The 14,289-nt window shown below is 65.4% G+C and carries 14 protein-coding genes and 1 pseudogene; 11 read left to right on the forward strand and 4 right to left on the reverse strand.

The genetic code is table 11. The annotated features are described in order from the left end of the window. Window positions 1-29: 29 nt before the first annotated feature. Both gspD and CFY91_RS09725 read right to left on the reverse strand, forming a co-directional pair. Window positions 30-2,267, reverse strand: a pseudogene (gene gspD / locus CFY91_RS09720) (type II secretion system secretin GspD). Next, entirely contained in the window at window positions 2,264-2,719 is a 456-nt protein-coding gene (locus tag CFY91_RS09725) for a type II secretion system protein N (RefSeq protein WP_093986154.1), read from the reverse strand. Before CFY91_RS09725 ends, gspD begins: the two are co-directional and overlap by 4 nt. A gap of 347 nt (window positions 2,720-3,066) precedes the next feature. Here CFY91_RS09725 and gspE point away from each other — a divergent pair, with 347 nt between their 5' ends. Genes gspE through gspM form a run of 9 tightly spaced genes read left to right on the forward strand, consistent with a single transcriptional unit; the run spans window position 3,067 to window position 10,397 of the window. Further along, complete coding sequence (gene gspE / locus CFY91_RS09730; RefSeq protein ID WP_093986155.1) at window positions 3,067-4,548, forward strand: type II secretion system ATPase GspE; 1,482 nt, start codon at window positions 3,067-3,069, stop codon at window positions 4,546-4,548. A gap of 44 nt (window positions 4,549-4,592) precedes the next feature. Further along, window positions 4,593-5,810 carry a type II secretion system inner membrane protein GspF gene (gene gspF / locus CFY91_RS09735; RefSeq protein WP_093986156.1) on the forward strand — a complete coding sequence of 406 codons (1,218 nt, stop codon included), beginning with the start codon at window positions 4,593-4,595 and terminating at the stop codon, window positions 5,808-5,810. A 3-nt stretch (window positions 5,811-5,813) separates the two neighbouring features. After that, a complete protein-coding gene (gspG, locus tag CFY91_RS09740; RefSeq protein WP_093986157.1) occupies window positions 5,814-6,239 on the forward strand; it encodes a type II secretion system major pseudopilin GspG in 426 nt (141 codons plus the stop codon). A gap of 8 nt (window positions 6,240-6,247) precedes the next feature. After that, window positions 6,248-6,790 (forward strand): type II secretion system minor pseudopilin GspH, encoded by a 543-nt coding sequence (gene gspH / locus CFY91_RS09745; protein ID WP_093986158.1) that lies wholly within the window; start codon window positions 6,248-6,250, stop codon window positions 6,788-6,790. Next, window positions 6,790-7,179 carry a type II secretion system minor pseudopilin GspI gene (gene gspI, locus CFY91_RS09750; RefSeq protein WP_093986159.1) on the forward strand — a complete coding sequence of 130 codons (390 nt, stop codon included), beginning with the start codon at window positions 6,790-6,792 and terminating at the stop codon, window positions 7,177-7,179. The genes gspH and gspI overlap by 1 nt, the downstream gene beginning before the upstream one ends. Continuing rightward, on the forward strand, window positions 7,179-7,823 hold the full coding sequence (gspJ, locus tag CFY91_RS09755; RefSeq protein ID WP_093986160.1) for a type II secretion system minor pseudopilin GspJ: 645 nt from the start codon (window positions 7,179-7,181) through the stop codon (window positions 7,821-7,823). The genes gspI and gspJ overlap by 1 nt, the downstream gene beginning before the upstream one ends. Then, entirely contained in the window at window positions 7,820-8,794 is a 975-nt protein-coding gene (gene gspK / locus CFY91_RS09760) for a type II secretion system minor pseudopilin GspK (RefSeq protein WP_093986161.1), read from the forward strand. Before gspJ ends, gspK begins: the two co-directional genes overlap by 4 nt. Then, window positions 8,791-9,894, forward strand: a complete 1,104-nt coding sequence (gene gspL, locus CFY91_RS09765; protein ID WP_093986162.1) for a type II secretion system protein GspL — start codon at window positions 8,791-8,793, stop codon at window positions 9,892-9,894. The genes gspK and gspL overlap by 4 nt, the downstream gene beginning before the upstream one ends. Beyond that, window positions 9,891-10,397, forward strand: a complete 507-nt coding sequence (gspM, locus tag CFY91_RS09770) for a type II secretion system protein GspM (protein ID WP_093986163.1) — start codon at window positions 9,891-9,893, stop codon at window positions 10,395-10,397. Before gspL ends, gspM begins: the two co-directional genes overlap by 4 nt. Here the strand turns inward: gspM and gcvA are convergent. Beyond that, a complete protein-coding gene (gene gcvA / locus CFY91_RS09775; RefSeq protein ID WP_093986164.1) occupies window positions 10,394-11,314 on the reverse strand; it encodes a transcriptional regulator GcvA in 921 nt (306 codons plus the stop codon). The genes gspM and gcvA overlap by 4 nt on opposite strands. A gap of 160 nt (window positions 11,315-11,474) precedes the next feature. Between gcvA and CFY91_RS09780 the strand changes: the two genes are divergently transcribed. Together CFY91_RS09780 and CFY91_RS09785 are read left to right on the forward strand one after the other, a co-directional pair. After that, a complete protein-coding gene (locus CFY91_RS09780) occupies window positions 11,475-12,656 on the forward strand; it encodes an acyl-CoA dehydrogenase (protein ID WP_093986165.1) in 1,182 nt (393 codons plus the stop codon). Window positions 12,657-12,807: 151 nt separating this feature from the next. Beyond that, window positions 12,808-14,028 carry a CaiB/BaiF CoA transferase family protein gene (locus CFY91_RS09785; protein ID WP_093986166.1) on the forward strand — a complete coding sequence of 407 codons (1,221 nt, stop codon included), beginning with the start codon at window positions 12,808-12,810 and terminating at the stop codon, window positions 14,026-14,028. Between the two features lie 64 nt (window positions 14,029-14,092). On the opposite strand, the gene CFY91_RS16090 is transcribed toward CFY91_RS09785, so the two are convergent. After that, window positions 14,093-14,289 (reverse strand): hypothetical protein (locus tag CFY91_RS16090; protein WP_207759390.1); only part of this gene is annotated, 197 nt, incomplete at its 5' end.

Here is a 14,289-nt window from a genome sequence, read left to right on the forward strand (position 1 = left end):
TGTTGTTTTCCTTAGTAATGTGCAGGTGGTTACAGCGGCCAGAGCCGGCTGCGTTGTGCCGGCAGGCTGGCCGGCAGGTTTTGCTGGGCCAGGCGGGCTAACTCGGCACTGGGGTAGTTGCCGTAGAACAGCTGGAACCAGTCCTGGCCGTCGCGCTGCAGGCGCTGTAGGCGCAAGGGCTCCTTGGGGTGACGGCTCAGCATGGCGCGCATGAACGCCTCGCCGCGCCCTTCCACAAGCAGGATGCTGTGGCGGCGCTGCGTTTGCGCCGGGGCCTCGTCACCGCCCTGGCCGTGCCCCGGGTCCTGCACCTGGGCGGGCTGCAGCGGCGTTGACGGCGGAGCGGCAAAAGGCTGTGGCGGGTTGGCCGGGGCGTCGTCGGAGCGGCGCAGGTCGACTGCCGGGGAGCTGTCCGTGTCGCGTTCGAACAACTGGCCAAGTTGCGCCGGCAGGGGGCGCTGGCTGTCCTGCTGCTGGGTGTACAGCTGGATGTCGCGGTACTTGTCCCGGCTCAATGCGGCCAGGCCCGCGCCATCACGTACCACGCTGGGGCGCAGGAACACCATGAGGTTGCGCTTGACCTGCAGGTCGCGGCTGGAGCGGAACAACCCACCGAGCAGTGGCAGGTCGCCGAGCAGTGGCACCTTGCTGACGCTGCGGGTGACGTCGTCTTGAATCAGTCCGCCGAGTACGATCACCTGGCCATGATCGGCCAGTACCGTGCTCTTGATCAGGCGCTTGTTGGTCACCAGGTCGACCGCCTGGGCCGCTACGCCGGCGCTGGGGGCCAGCGAGGAAATTTCCTGCTCAATGACCAGACGCAGGGTGCCGCCTTCGTTGATATGCGGGGTCACCTTCAAGGTGACGCCGACATCCTTGCGCTCGATAGTGGTGAAGGGGTTGTTGGCACCTGCCGCGTCGGTGGTGTACGAGCCGGTCTGGAACGGTACGTTCTGCCCGACGAGGATTTCCGCGGGCTGGTTGTCCAGGGTCAGCAGGCTGGGGGTGGACAGCAGGTTGCTGTTGCCGTTGGCCGACAGCGCGGTGATCAGCGCGCCGAAGTTGTTGCTGCCGATGCCAACGATGGCGCCATCCGGCAGGTTGATCGGTTGCTCGCGCTCCAGTGCGCCGAGCAGGGTGCCTACCGACAAGCCGCTGTTGCTGAAGTTGCTACCGCCCAGTGCGCTGTTCCCGGAGCGATCGGCGACGGCCCATTGCACGCCGAGCGCCTGGCTGACGTCGCCAGACATCTCGACGATGGCTGCCTCGACCAGCACCTGGGCACGTGGCACATCGAGCTGGCGCACGATGCTTTCCAGTTGCGCGACGATGTCCGGCTCGGCCATCAGGATCAGCGCATTGAGGCCCTGGTCGGCGCGGATCATCAGCGGTGCACGGCGACTGCCGTCAGCAGCCTCCTGGCGCAGGGGTTCGGCCAGCTCGCCGAGGGTTTCCGCCAGTTGCTTGGCATCGCCATGGCGCAGGCGGATAACCCGCGTGTTGGCCGCCTGCAGCGGTGCTACATCAAGCTGCTGGGCGAGCTTGAGCAGGCGCTGACGCGCTTCCGGCGGGCCGAGCAGCAGCAGGCGATTGCTGCGGGTGTCGGCAATCACCTGCAGGCTGCCGGTTTCACTGCCAGGCTGGCGCTGCAGGCTTTCCAGCAACACCCCGGCGACGTCCTTGGCCCAGGCATGGCGCAGGTCATAGAAGCTGCTGTCATCGCTGCTGGCGCGGTCGACTTGATTGATCAGCGCCAGCAAGCGCTCGATGTTGGCGCGGCGGTCGCTGACGATCAGCGCATTGCTCGAGGGAATCGCCGCCAGGTGGCCCTGCTGCGGTACCAGGGGGCGAATCAGCGGCAGCAGTTCGCTGACCGACGCGTGCTGTACCTGCAGCAGGCGGGTCTCCAGGCTGTCTGCGTCCTGTTGGGCTGCACTGGCCTAGGTGCGCGCCTCGCTGTCGGGGATGATGCGTGCCTGGCCATCCTGATTGACCACGGCATAGCCATGGGTGCTGAGCACCGAGAGAAACAGCTGGTAGACCTCGCTGAGGCGCAGCGGGGTTTGTGACACCACGGAAACCTTGCCCTTGACCCGAGGATCAAGCACCAGGGTTTGTCCGCTGATGCTGGCGACCTGCTCGGTGAAGTCGCGAATGTCCACATCGCGCATGTTGATGGTCCAGCGTCCCTGTTCATCCGCGGTCGCTGCCGCGCTATGCCCGCTCAGCGGGGCGAGCAGCAGTAGTCCCAGTAGCCAGTACTTCATGGCTGCACCCCGTCAAGGCGGGTTGGCTGCAGTGCCAGCTGGATCACCCGGCCGTGGCCTGCCAGTTCGACATGCCGTGGGGCAATCAGGCGGACGTGCAGACCGTGGTCCAGCGCGTCACCTTCGGCAACGCGGCGGGTTTGCCCGGCCATGCGGATCAGCGCACGAGACTGGCGACTGTCGCTCTGTGTGAAGCTGGCCTGCAACTGCCAGTCCAGGTGCGCCGGCGCGTAGGCTGGAGCCTTGCGTAGCGGCGTGCCGAACAGCTCGAGCAGCGGCTCGATAGCGGGCTGCGCAGTCGCCTGGTGCGGGCGTTCAGGCGCGGCACTGGGCATCTCCAGCCGGCTACGCCAGTCGGCGGCCTGCAGCGCCAGGCTGCACGCCATGCCCAGTAACAGCAGGGCGGCCAGTGCGCCGGGCAGCGCAGAAAGGTTGAGCGGGGGGAACGGCATGAATGGGCTCGGGCAGCGTGCGGGCATCCATGCGTGGGCGGAAACGATGCTCATGCCTGAGCCCGTTGGCGTGACGGCGGCGGAGCATAAGAAAAAGCTGTGAGCCTGATCAGCTTTGCTCGATGCAATTGCGCGAACTGTCACAGAACGGCAGAGAAAAGTACGCTGTGCCATCGGTTTGACGACGGTTTTCAGGCATCCTGCCGCCCGCCAGACTGTTCCCATCCCGGTCTGCCCGCGTAGTATCCTCGCCACGCTCCCGGCAGCGCGGTGCCCTGTGGCAGCCGCTGTAGCGCTGCGAGCGTCAGCGCGTTTTCCAGCATCCGCATACAAGGCATAACAACAATATGCAGAGCCCGACCGTGCCCCAGTTGCCCTTCGTGTTTGCCAAGCGGCATGGCGTGTTGCTGCAGGGTGAAGGCCATGATGCCTGCCTGCAGCTGCGTGATGACGCCAGCCTGTTCGCCGTGCAGGAAGCCCAGCGCGCCCTAGGCCTGCGCCTGCCCTGGCGCTGGCTGAGTGGCGGCGAATTCGAACAGGCGTTGAGTCAGGCCTACCAGCGTGACTCCGCGCAGGTGCGCGAAATGGCTGAAGGCCTGGGGGCGGACATGGACCTGGCCAGTCTGGCCGAGCAGGTCGACCGTACCGAAGACCTGCTCGAGCAGGAAGACGATGCGCCGATCATTCGCCTGATCAACGCGATTCTGACCGAGGCAGTGCGCGAGAACGCCTCGGACATCCATATCGAAACCTTCGAGACCCGCCTGCTGATCCGTTTCCGCATTGATGGCCTGCTGCGCGAGATGGCCCGGCCCCGCCGTGAGCTGGCTACCCTGCTGGTGTCGCGGATCAAGGTGATGGCGCGCCTGGATATTGCCGAGAAGCGCGTGCCGCAGGATGGGCGCATTTCCCTCAAGGTGGGCGGCCGTGAGGTGGATGTGCGGGTTTCCACGCTGCCTTCGGCCAACGGCGAACGGGTGGTGCTGCGCCTGCTCGACAAGCAGGCCGGCCGTCTGACCCTGCAGCACTTGGGCATGAACCCGCGCGATCGCCAGTTGCTGGAAGGCAACCTCAACAAGCCGCATGGCATCCTGCTAGTCACCGGCCCCACCGGCTCGGGCAAGACCACTACCCTGTACGCCAGCCTGGTGACCCTCAACACCGGCACGCGCAACATCCTCACGGTGGAAGACCCCATCGAGTACAACCTCGAAGGCATTGGCCAGACCCAGGTCAATACCAAGGTCGACATGACCTTTGCCCGCGGCCTGCGCGCCATCCTGCGCCAGGACCCGGACGTGGTGATGGTCGGCGAGATCCGCGACCGTGAAACCGCCGAGATTGCCGTGCAGGCCTCGCTGACCGGCCACCTAGTGCTGTCGACCCTGCACACCAACAGTGCGATTGGTGCGGTCACCCGTTTGGTGGATATGGGCATCGAGCCGTTTCTGCTTTCATCCTCGCTGCTGGGCGTACTCGCCCAGCGCCTGGTGCGTGTGCTCTGCCCGAGCTGCAAGCAGGCGTACCAGGCCGATGCCGCCGAGTGCGCGCTGCTCGGTGTCGACGCCGCGCAAGCGCCGACGCTCTACCATGCCACCGGTTGTGAAGCCTGCCGACAGCTCGGCTATCGCGGACGTACCGGCATCTACGAGCTGGTGGTATTCGACGAGACGCTGCGCACGCTGATCCACAATGCCGCCAGCGAGCAGGACATGTTGCGTCACGCACGCCAGCTGGGCCCGAGCATCCGTGATGACGGCATGCGCAAGGTGCTGGAAGGCGTGACCACCCTGGAAGAAGTACTACGAGTCACCCGCGAGGACGCATGAGCCACCGCCCCCTATCGCCGTCCCGCAAGGGCGAGGCCTGAGCCATGGCCGCCTATGCCTACCTGGCGCTGGATGCCCAGGGTCGTCAGCACAAGGGCTTGCTGGAAGCCGACAGCCCCCGCCAGGCGCGTGCCCTGCTGCGCGAGCGACAGCTGTCGCCGCTGCAGGTCAACGCGGCGCGGGCCCGCGAGGACGAGCAGCCGCGTCACGGCCTGCGCCTGAGCCGCGGCTTGTCGGCCGCCGAGCTGGCCTTGCTGACCCGCCAGCTGGCGACGCTGATCCAGGCCGCCCTGCCGATCGAGGAGGCCTTGCGTGCTGCCGCCGCGCAGGCTGCTTCGGCGCGGGTCAAGGGTATGCTGCTGGCGGTGCGCAGTGGCGTGCTCGAAGGGCAGAGCCTGGCCCAGTCGCTGGCGGCGTTCCCGGCAGCCTTCCCCGAGCTGTATCGCGCCACCGTGGCGGCGGGTGAGCATGCCGGGCATCTCGGTCTGGTGCTCGAACAGCTGGCCGACTACACCGAGCAGCGCCAGCAGTCGCGGCAGAAAATCCAGCTGGCGCTGCTCTACCCACTGATTCTGATGATTGCCTCGCTGACCATCGTCGGCTTCCTGTTGGGCTACGTGGTGCCGGATGTGGTCAAGGTGTTCGTCAATACCGGGCAGAGCCTGCCGACGCTGACCCGTGGTCTGATCGCCGTCAGCGCCCTGGTCAAGCACTGGGGCTGGTTGATCCTCCTGTTGCTGGCGGGAGGCCTGGTGCTGCTGCGCCTGTGGCTGCGTCCGCCCGCGCGGCGCCAGCGCTGGCATGCCCTGCAACTGCGCCTGCCGCTGTTCGGTCGGCTGCTGCGTGCAACCCAGACGGCGCGTTTCGCCTCGACCCTGGCGATCCTCTGCCGCAGTGGCGTACCGCTGGTCGAAGCCCTGGCAATTGCCGCCGCGGTGATTGGCAACCTGCATATTCGCCATAAGGTGATGCTCGCCGCGCAGCAGGTCCGTGAAGGCAGCAGCCTGACTCGCGCCCTGCAGGCCAGCGAGGAGTTTCCGCCGATGATGCTGCACATGATTGCCAGCGGCGAAAAATCCGGGGAGCTGGAGCAGATGCTGGCGCGCACCGCACGCAACCAGGAGAACGACCTGGCGGCCCAGGTGGCTCTGCTGGTCGGCCTGTTCGAGCCCTTCATGCTGGTGTTCATGGGCGGCGTGGTGCTGCTCATCGTGCTGGCCATTCTCTTACCCATTCTTTCGCTCAACCAACTGGTGGGATAAACCATGCAACAACGACAGCAAGGCTTCACCCTGATTGAAATCATGGTGGTGGTGGTGATCCTCGGCATCCTCGCCGCCCTGGTGGTGCCGCAGGTGATGAGCCGCCCGGACCAGGCCAAGGTCACCGTGGCGCAGGGTGACATCAAGGCGATTGCCGCGGCGCTGGACATGTACCGCCTGGACAACCATGTCTACCCGAGTACCCAGCAGGGCCTTGAGGCGCTGGTGAAAAAACCCTCCGGCATGCCGGCGGCGAAGAACTGGAACAAGGACGGCTACCTCAAGCGCCTGCCGGTCGACCCCTGGGGCAATCCCTACCAGTACCTGGCGCCGGGTAGCCAGGGGCCCTTCGACCTCTACTCGCTGGGCGCGGACGGCAAGGAAGGCGGCAGCGAGAATGCCGCCGATATCGGCAACTGGGATCTCTGAGCAGCCTGATGGTGTCGCTCAGCCGGCCCCGTGCGAGCAGCCGCGGCTTCACCCTGGTCGAGCTGCTGGTGGTGCTGGTCATCCTGGGCAGCCTGGTCGGCCTGGCCGTGCTCGGTGTCAGCGATCCGCGCGGCCGGCAGCTGCGTGACGAAGCCGAGCGTCTGAGCGGCCTTCTGGCGCTGCTCAGCGAGGCGGCGCTGCTGGACAACCGCGAGTACGGCTTGCTGGTGAACGACCAGGGCTATCGTGTGCAGTGGTATGACGAAGCCAGTGCTGCCTGGCAGGACAGTCGTGAATACCGTCAGCACCGCCTGCCGGCCAGCCTGCGCCTGCAACTGCAGGTGGAGGGCCAGGCGTTGCAACTGGCCAGCGCGGTAACCGAGGAGGCGCCGGACAACCCGCTGCCGGCACCCCAGCTGTTGTTGTTGTCGAGTGGCGAGCTGAGCAGCTTCAGCCTGCAGTTGCAGGGCCGCGAACCCGGCGTAGCCGCCTGGGAGCTGCGCAGCGACGGTTTCCAGCTGCCTATCGCGCAGCGTCTGGAGCAGCGCTGATGGGGCGTGCACGGGGCTTCACCCTGCTGGAAGTGCTGGTGGCGCTGGCCATCTTCGCGCTGGTGGCCGCCAGCCTGCTCACCGCTAGTGCGCGCAGCCTGAACAATGCGGCCCGCCTGGAGGACAAGACCCTCACCGGCTGGCTGGCCGACAACCAGCTCAGTCTGCTGCAGCTGCAGGAAGCCGCCCCCGCGGTGGGGCGTGAGGTGCGCAGCCTGGAATACGCCGGGCGGCGTTGGTGGCTGTTGCAGGAGATCAGCAGCACCAGCGATCCCGGCCTGTTGCGGGTGACCTTGTGGCTGGCGCCGGGTGCCGGACCGGGCCGCGCAGCGGAGATCGAGACGGCGGCCGTGCAGCGCCTGGTCGGTTTTCTCGGGGTGGCCCGCTGATGCGCTATCGCCAGGCCGCCGCCTTCACCCTGCTGGAATTGCTGATCGCCATCGCCATCTTTGCCCTGCTTGGCCTGGCCAGCTACCGCATGCTCAGCACGGTGCTGGCCAGCGACGAGGCGCTGCGTCGCCAGGAACAGCAATTGCGCGAACTGGTGCGCGGTATGGCCGCGCTGGAGCGCGATCTGGCTCAGGCGGGTGCCCGTCCGGTGCGCGATGGCTATGGTGAGCCGCAAGCGGCGCTGCGTGGGGATAATGAGCAGGGCATGCTGGAGTTTACCCGTCTGGGCTGGCGCAACCCGACCGGACAGCCACGCAGCCAGTGGCAACGGGTGCGTTGGCAATATCGCGACGGTCAGCTGCAGCGCGTGTACTGGAATGTGCTGGACCGCGCCCAGGACAGCCCGCCACAGCAGCAGGTGGTGTTGCCGGCGCTGGATGGCCTGCGCCTGGCCTTTCTCGATGATAACCAGCAATGGCTGGACAGCTGGCCGGCTGACGACTCCGCCCGGCAGCGCGCCCGCCTGCCGCGCGCGGTGCGCCTGGTGCTGCAGCATCCGCGCTATGGCGAACTGGAGCGCGTCCTGCGTTTGCCCGACAACCCGGCGCAAAGCCCGCTGGGCAACCCGGAGGAGGCGCCATGAAGCGCCAGCGCGGCGTTGCGCTGATTACCGTGCTGCTGGTGGTGGCGCTGGCCAGTCTGGTCACTGCCGGGCTGGTGCTGCGTCAGCAGTTGAGCATTCGCAGCAGCACTAACCAGTTGCTGGCGCGCCAGGCCTGGCACTTTGCCCTGGGTGGCGAGGCGCTGGCGCAGGCCATTCTGTGGCGCGACCAGCAGGCTGCTACGGATCCGGCGCGCAGCACCGACCACCTCGGCGAGGCCTGGGCGCGCGCCCAGCCACCCTTTGCCCTGGAGCAGGGTGAACTGCTGTTGCGCATCGATGACCTGGCCGGGCGCTTCAATCTGAACAGCCTGCTGCGCGATGGCCAGGCCAATCCGCAGGCCGTGCAGCGCCTGCGCCGCTTGTTACTGCGCCTGCAAATCGACACACCCTATGCCGAACGCCTGCTCGACTGGATTGACGAGGACCAGCAGGCCAGTGGCGGCTACGGCGCCGAAGACAATCAGTACCTGTTGCTGCAGCCGCCCTACCGGGCCGGCAATCGCTGGCTGGGCGATGTCTCCGAACTGCGTCTGCTGCTGGATATGAGTGAGCGTGATTACCAGCTGTTGTTGCCGCATGTCAGTGCGCTGCCGGCCGAGGTTGGCCTTAACGTCAATACGGCCAGTGCCCTGTTGCTCAGCTGTCTGGCCGACGACCTCGACCTGGCCAGTGCGCAAAGCCTGGTCGAGGCACGAGGCGAACAGGGCTTTGCCGACCTGCAAGCCTTTCTCGCCCAGCCGGCGCTGGTCGGGCGCACGGTGGACAACGATGGTCTGGCGGTGACCAGCCAGTATTTCCGGGTGCGCAGCGAAGTGCGTCTGGGTGAGCGTCGTCAGTTGTTGTGGAGTACCTTGCAGCGTCAGGCCGATGGCCCGCCGCGGGTACTGCAGCGTGATCTTGGCCAGTCGCTGCAAAGCCTGCAGCCGGCCCCCGTAGAGGAACAACCATGAGAGATTGTCTGTTTCTGCCAGCCGATACGCCGCCCGGGCTGAGTGCAGACAGCCTGCTGTACTGGCAGGCGGTGGATGGCCAGGGACGTAGCTTGCGTCTTGCCGAGTGTGCCAGCGTGCTGGGCACGCGCGAGCTGGCGCTGGTACTGCCCATGGAGCAGGCCAGCGCCTGCCTGGTCAGCCTGCCCACGCAAAAAGCCCGCTGGTTACGCCAGGCATTGGCCTACGCGGTGGAAGAGGCGCTGGCCGAGGATGTCGAAGCCCTGCACCTGGCCTTGGGTTCTGTGCAGGAGGATGGGCGCCACCCCGTGCGGATTATCCGGCGCAGCCTGTTGCAGGGCTGGCTGGCCAGCCTGGCAGAGGCCGGTTTGCGTATCGGCGCCATCTATCTGGATGCCGACCTGTTGTGGGCTTCCGGTAGTGAGCTGCTGGTTGATGAGTCGCGCGTCCTACTGGCCAGTGACGATGGCCTGCGCCTGGCGCTGCGCCGGGATGACTGGCCGGCCTTGCAGGCGCGCCTGCCCGCGCTGCGCCCGTGCACCGAGGCGGCACCCTGGGCGCAGTTGCTCAATGCGCAGTCACAGGCCATCGACCTGGCCCAGGGTGAGCTGGCCCTGGCCCAGCCTGCCTCGTCGCGCGCCTGGCGTCCGGTTGCTGCGGTACTGGTCAGCTGGCTGTGCCTGCAGTGGCTGTTTGACCTGGGGCAGGGCCTGTACCTGCAGTACCAGGGTGACCAATATGCCCAGGCCAGCGAGCAGCTATACCGTGAACTGTTCCCCGAGGACCGGCGCATCGTGCGCCTGCGTGCGCAGTTTGATCAGCACCTGGCGGCGGCCGGTGCGCAGCAGCAGGAGCAGTTGCTGAGCCGCCTGCAGCCGTTGATTGAGCCTCTGCAGGCTGCCAGCGGGGTGCAGGTGCAGCAGCTGGACTATCAGGCCGCCGAGGGCAGCCTGGCGCTGCAGGTACAGGCCAGTGATTTTGCCGGCCTGGAGTTGCTGCGTGAGCGGCTCCAGGCACAGGGGCTGCAAGTCGAAATGGGCTCGGCGGGCCGCGACGAACAGGGTGTCAGTGCCCGTCTGCTGATCGGAGGTGACGCATGAGCCTGTGGCAGGATGTGCAGCGTCGTGGCCAGGCATCGCCACTCCTGCAGCGCTGGCAACAACTGGCTGACCGGGATCGCCAGGCATTGCGCCTGCTTGGCCTGGCCCTGCTGCTGGCGCTGCTCTATGTAATGCTCTGGCAGCCGGTGCAGCGCCAGCTGCAGGAAAGCCGGACCTGGCACGCCCAGCAACAGGAGCTCTGGCACTACCTGCAAGCCAATGCCGAGCAGGCCCGTCAGCGCCCGGCACAGGCTGTTGTGCCGGTTGAGGCCAGCCAGCTGCAAGGCCTGGTAACGCGCACGGCACAGCAGGCCGGATTGCGTCTGGAGCGCTTCGACAGCGACAGCCAGGGTGTACAGGTCAGCCTGGTCGAGGCCGACTTCGCCAGCCTGCTGCGCTGGTTGCAGCAGCTGCAGGGGCAGGGCGTTATCTGCCGCGAGGCCAGCCTGACGCGCTTGGGTAACGGTCGCGTACAGGCGCGTCTGCTGTTGGCGGCGGGCTAAGCGGACAGCTCCGCGTTGGCCTGCGCCTGGCGATAGGCGGCGGCTTCGGCCAGCAGCCATTCACGGAGCCGCTGCAGAGCCGGGGCTTCACGGCGTCGTTCGGGAATGATCAGGTAATAGGCCTTGTCGCTGCTGGCGCTAGCGGCCAGCGGGCAGACCAGTCGGCCATCGGCCAGCTCGCGCTCAATCAGAAAGGGTGGGATCAGCGCCATGCCCATACCCAGACTGGCTGCCTGGGCCAGCATGGAAAACAGCTCCAGGCGCGGCCCGCTCATGTCCTGGGCAACCTGCAGACCCTGGCTGGCAAACCACTGGCGCCAGGCATAGGGACGGGTGCTTTGTTGCAGCAGCGGCAGACGTGCCAGGCTGCCGGCGTCCAGCAGGGGCAGCCCGGCGATCAGCTGCGGACTGCAGACGGGTTGGGCGTTTTCCGCCATCAGGAAATCGGCCTGGGTACCGGGCCAGTCGGCGTCGCCGTAATAGATGGCGGCATCGAAGTCGCTATCGGCAAACAGGAAAGGCCGGGTGCGACTGGTCAGGTTCACCGTGACATGGGGCTGCTGGCGCTGGAAGTCCACCAGGCGTGGCAGTAGCCATTGCGTGCCGAAACTGGGTACCACCGCCAACTCCAGGCTTTGTTGGCCTTGCTGGCCCATCACCGCCAGCGTGTCGCGCTCCACTGCATCCAGTTGCAGGGCTACCCGGCGGCTGTAGGCCTGCCCTGCATCGGTCAGCTTCACACCGCGCCGCGAACGGCGAAACAGCTCGACGCCAAGAAAGCTCTCCAGGCTGCCAATCTGCCGGCACACCGCGCTTTGTGTGAGTGCCAGCTCGTCGGCGGCCTTGGTGAAGCTCTGGTGGCGGGCGGCCGACTCAAAGGCGATCAACGCGCTGGTGCTGGGTATCTTGCGACGCATAAGTGCGATCTGCTCAAGTGATTAAAGATTTTTGTCCGATTAAAGCTATTACGAAGTGCAATTTATGCACAAGTGCGTGCGAATTAGTCGTTTGCCCGCCGCCGCCGGCTGACCTAGTCTGCAAGGCAGATCGACCTAGCACGCAGGTGAGGAGCGTTTCATGACTGGCAAGGCCACGTTCAACTGGCAGGATCCGCTATTGCTTGATCAGCAGCTCAGTGAAGAAGAGCGCATGGTGCGCGACAGCGCCCAGCAATTTGCCGAGGCCAAGCTTGCGCCGCGCGTCCTGCAGGCTTTCCGCCATGAGCAGACGGATCCGCTGATCTTTCGTGAAATGGGCGAGACCGGCCTGCTCGGGGCAACCATTCCCGAAGCCTACGGCGGTAGCGGCCTCAACTATGTGTGCTATGGGTTGATCGCCCGCGAAGTGGAGCGCATCGACTCCGGCTACCGCTCGATGATGAGCGTGCAATCTTCCTTGGTGATGGTGCCGATCTTTGAATTTGGTAACGAAGCCACCCGGCAGAAGTACCTGCCCAGGCTGGCCTCTGGCGAGTTCATTGGCTGCTTCGGCCTGACCGAGCCGAACCACGGTTCGGACCCGGGCAGCATGATCACCCGGGCCCGGAAGGTCGATGGCGGCTATCGCCTGAGCGGCGCCAAGATGTGGATCACCAACAGCCCGATTGCCGACGTGTTTGTGGTCTGGGCCAAGGATGATGCCGGCGAGATTCGCGGCTTTGTCCTGGAAAAAGGCTGGCAAGGCCTGTCCACCCCGGCGATCCACGGCAAGGTCGGTCTGCGCGCTTCGATCACCGGCGAGATCGTCATGGACAACGTGTTCTGTCCGGAAGAAAACGCCTTCCCCGAGGTGCGCGGTTTGAAGGGGCCCTTCACCTGCCTGAACTCCGCACGCTATGGCATCAGCTGGGGGGCGCTGGGCGCTGCGGAGGCCTGCTGGCACACCGCGCGTCAGTATGTGCTGGATCGTCAGCAGTTCGGTCGCCCGCTGGCCGCCAACCAGTTGATCCAGAAGAAACTGGCGGATATGCAGACCGAGATCACCCTGGCCCTGCAGGGCTGTCTACGCCTCGGCCGCATGAAGGATGAAGGCAGTGCCGCGGTGGAAATCACCTCGATCATGAAGCGCAACAGCTGCGGCAAGGCGCTGGATATTGCACGTATGGCGCGCGACATGCTCGGCGGCAACGGCATTTCCGACGAGTTCGGTGTGGCCCGTCATCTGGTCAACCTGGAGGTCGTGAATACCTACGAGGGCACCCATGATGTGCATGCGCTGATTCTCGGGCGAGCGCAGACGGGTATCCAGGCGTTCTTCTAACAGGCCGCGGCAGGTCATACGCTTTAAGCGGCAAGGTAATGCCGCTCAAGCGGTTGATTTGCACAGCACCTATTCCCGCCGGCGCAAGGAGACGTTGTCGTTCAGGGCAGCGCCACTTGCCGCTTGAGGCTTGCAGCGTGAGGCTCCACTTATGTCCGCCCTGTCGCATATCCGCGTGCTCGACTTGTCCCGCGTCCTTGCTGGTCCGTGGGCGGGACAACTGCTGGGTGATCTGGGCGCGGAGGTGATCAAGGTTGAACGGCCGGGCTCGGGAGACGACACCCGGCACTGGGGGCCTCCCTATATAAAGGATGCGCAGGGTAACGACTCCGCCGAAGCGGCCTATTTCCAGAGTGCCAATCGCAACAAGCAGTCGCTGACAGTGGACTTCACCCAGCCGGAAGGTCAGCGCCTGGTGCGTGAGCTGGTCGCGCAGTGCGATGTCCTGCTGGAGAACTTCAAGGTCGGTGGCCTGGCGGCCTATGGCCTGGATTACCCATCGCTCAAGGCCATCAATCCGCGGCTGATCTATTGCTCGATCACCGGCTTCGGGCAGAGCGGTCCCTATGCTAGGCGGGCGGGTTATGACTTCATGATCCAGGGGCTGGGCGGCCTGATGAGCCTGACTGGTATCGCAGAAGGTGAAGAGGGCGCCGGGCCGATAAAGGTGGGGGTGGCGCTGACCGATATCCTCACCGGGCTTTACGCCACGGTAGGTGTTCTGGCCGCACTGAATCAGCGAGAGCAATCCGGTATCGGCCAGCATATCGATGTGGCGCTGCTGGACGTGCAGGTGGCCTGCCTGGCCAATCAGGCGATGAACTACCTGGTGACGGGTGTAGCGCCCAAGCGTCTGGGTAATGCACACCCGAACATCGTGCCTTACCAGGACTTTCCCTCGGCTGACGGCAACTTCATCCTGGCGGTGGGCAATGACGGGCAGTTCCGTAAGTTCTGTGAGGTCGCCGGCATCCCCGAGCTGGCAGATGATCCACGCTTTGCCAGCAATCAGGCGCGGGTGGCGAATCGTGGCGAACTTATTCCGCAGCTGCGCCAGGCTACGGTATTCAAAAGCACGGCGCAGTGGATTGAGCTGCTGGAAGCGGCGGGCGTGCCCTGCGGGCCGATCAATGACCTGCACCAGGTGTTTGCCGATCCGCAGGTGCAGTCGCGAGGCTTGCGCTTCGAGCTGGCCAACGCGCTGGGTAGCCATACCCCGCAAGTCGCCAGTCCGCTGCGGCTTTCCGCTACGCCGGTGACCTACCGTCTGGCGCCACCCCTGCTTGGGCAGCACACTGAGGCCCTGCTTCAGTCCCGGCTGGGAATGAGTCTGGCGCAGATCATGGCGCTGCGTGCAGCGGGGGTTATTTGAGCCCCTGCTGAGCGCCGCGGCTGTTTATCTGGGCGCTTTGTGCAGGTTTTTCTCCATCAGGGGTTTACAGCCTGCTGTGCTCATGTAGAATGCGCGCCTCGCTAAGACGAACCGAAGGTTTGGCTAAGCGATAAGTTGTTGAAATGGAAAGAAAATTTCCTGAAAAACAGCTTGACTGAGCAAGGCGGCGCTGTAGAATGCGCGCCACACCGAAGCGAAAGAAATTAAGCCAAGGTTGCTCTAAGCGGTTGAGAAGAAACG

This window comes from Pseudomonas fluvialis, assembly GCF_002234375.1.
In the GTDB taxonomy this organism is placed as follows: Bacteria; Pseudomonadota; Gammaproteobacteria; order Pseudomonadales; family Pseudomonadaceae; genus Aquipseudomonas; species Aquipseudomonas fluvialis.

Excerpts from the sequence above, each read along its gene's own strand:
- gspK (WP_093986161.1), top strand. The coding sequence starts at position 7,820 with ATGAAGCGCCAGCGCGGCGTTGCGCTGATTACCGTGCTGCTGGTGGTG.
- gcvA (WP_093986164.1), bottom strand. The coding sequence starts at position 11,314 with ATGCGTCGCAAGATACCCAGCACCAGCGCGTTGATCGCCTTTGAGTCG.
- CFY91_RS09785 (WP_093986166.1), top strand. The coding sequence starts at position 12,808 with ATGTCCGCCCTGTCGCATATCCGCGTGCTCGACTTGTCCCGCGTCCTT.
- gspF (WP_093986156.1), top strand. The coding sequence starts at position 4,593 with ATGGCCGCCTATGCCTACCTGGCGCTGGATGCCCAGGGTCGTCAGCAC.
- gspH (WP_093986158.1), top strand. The coding sequence starts at position 6,248 with ATGGTGTCGCTCAGCCGGCCCCGTGCGAGCAGCCGCGGCTTCACCCTG.
- CFY91_RS09780 (WP_093986165.1), top strand. The coding sequence starts at position 11,475 with ATGACTGGCAAGGCCACGTTCAACTGGCAGGATCCGCTATTGCTTGAT.
- CFY91_RS09725 (WP_093986154.1), bottom strand. The coding sequence starts at position 2,719 with ATGCCGTTCCCCCCGCTCAACCTTTCTGCGCTGCCCGGCGCACTGGCC.
- gspG (WP_093986157.1), top strand. The coding sequence starts at position 5,814 with ATGCAACAACGACAGCAAGGCTTCACCCTGATTGAAATCATGGTGGTG.
- gspI (WP_093986159.1), top strand. The coding sequence starts at position 6,790 with ATGGGGCGTGCACGGGGCTTCACCCTGCTGGAAGTGCTGGTGGCGCTG.
- gspJ (WP_093986160.1), top strand. The coding sequence starts at position 7,179 with ATGCGCTATCGCCAGGCCGCCGCCTTCACCCTGCTGGAATTGCTGATC.
- gspM (WP_093986163.1), top strand. The coding sequence starts at position 9,891 with ATGAGCCTGTGGCAGGATGTGCAGCGTCGTGGCCAGGCATCGCCACTC.
- gspL (WP_093986162.1), top strand. The coding sequence starts at position 8,791 with ATGAGAGATTGTCTGTTTCTGCCAGCCGATACGCCGCCCGGGCTGAGT.
- gspE (WP_093986155.1), top strand. The coding sequence starts at position 3,067 with ATGCAGAGCCCGACCGTGCCCCAGTTGCCCTTCGTGTTTGCCAAGCGG.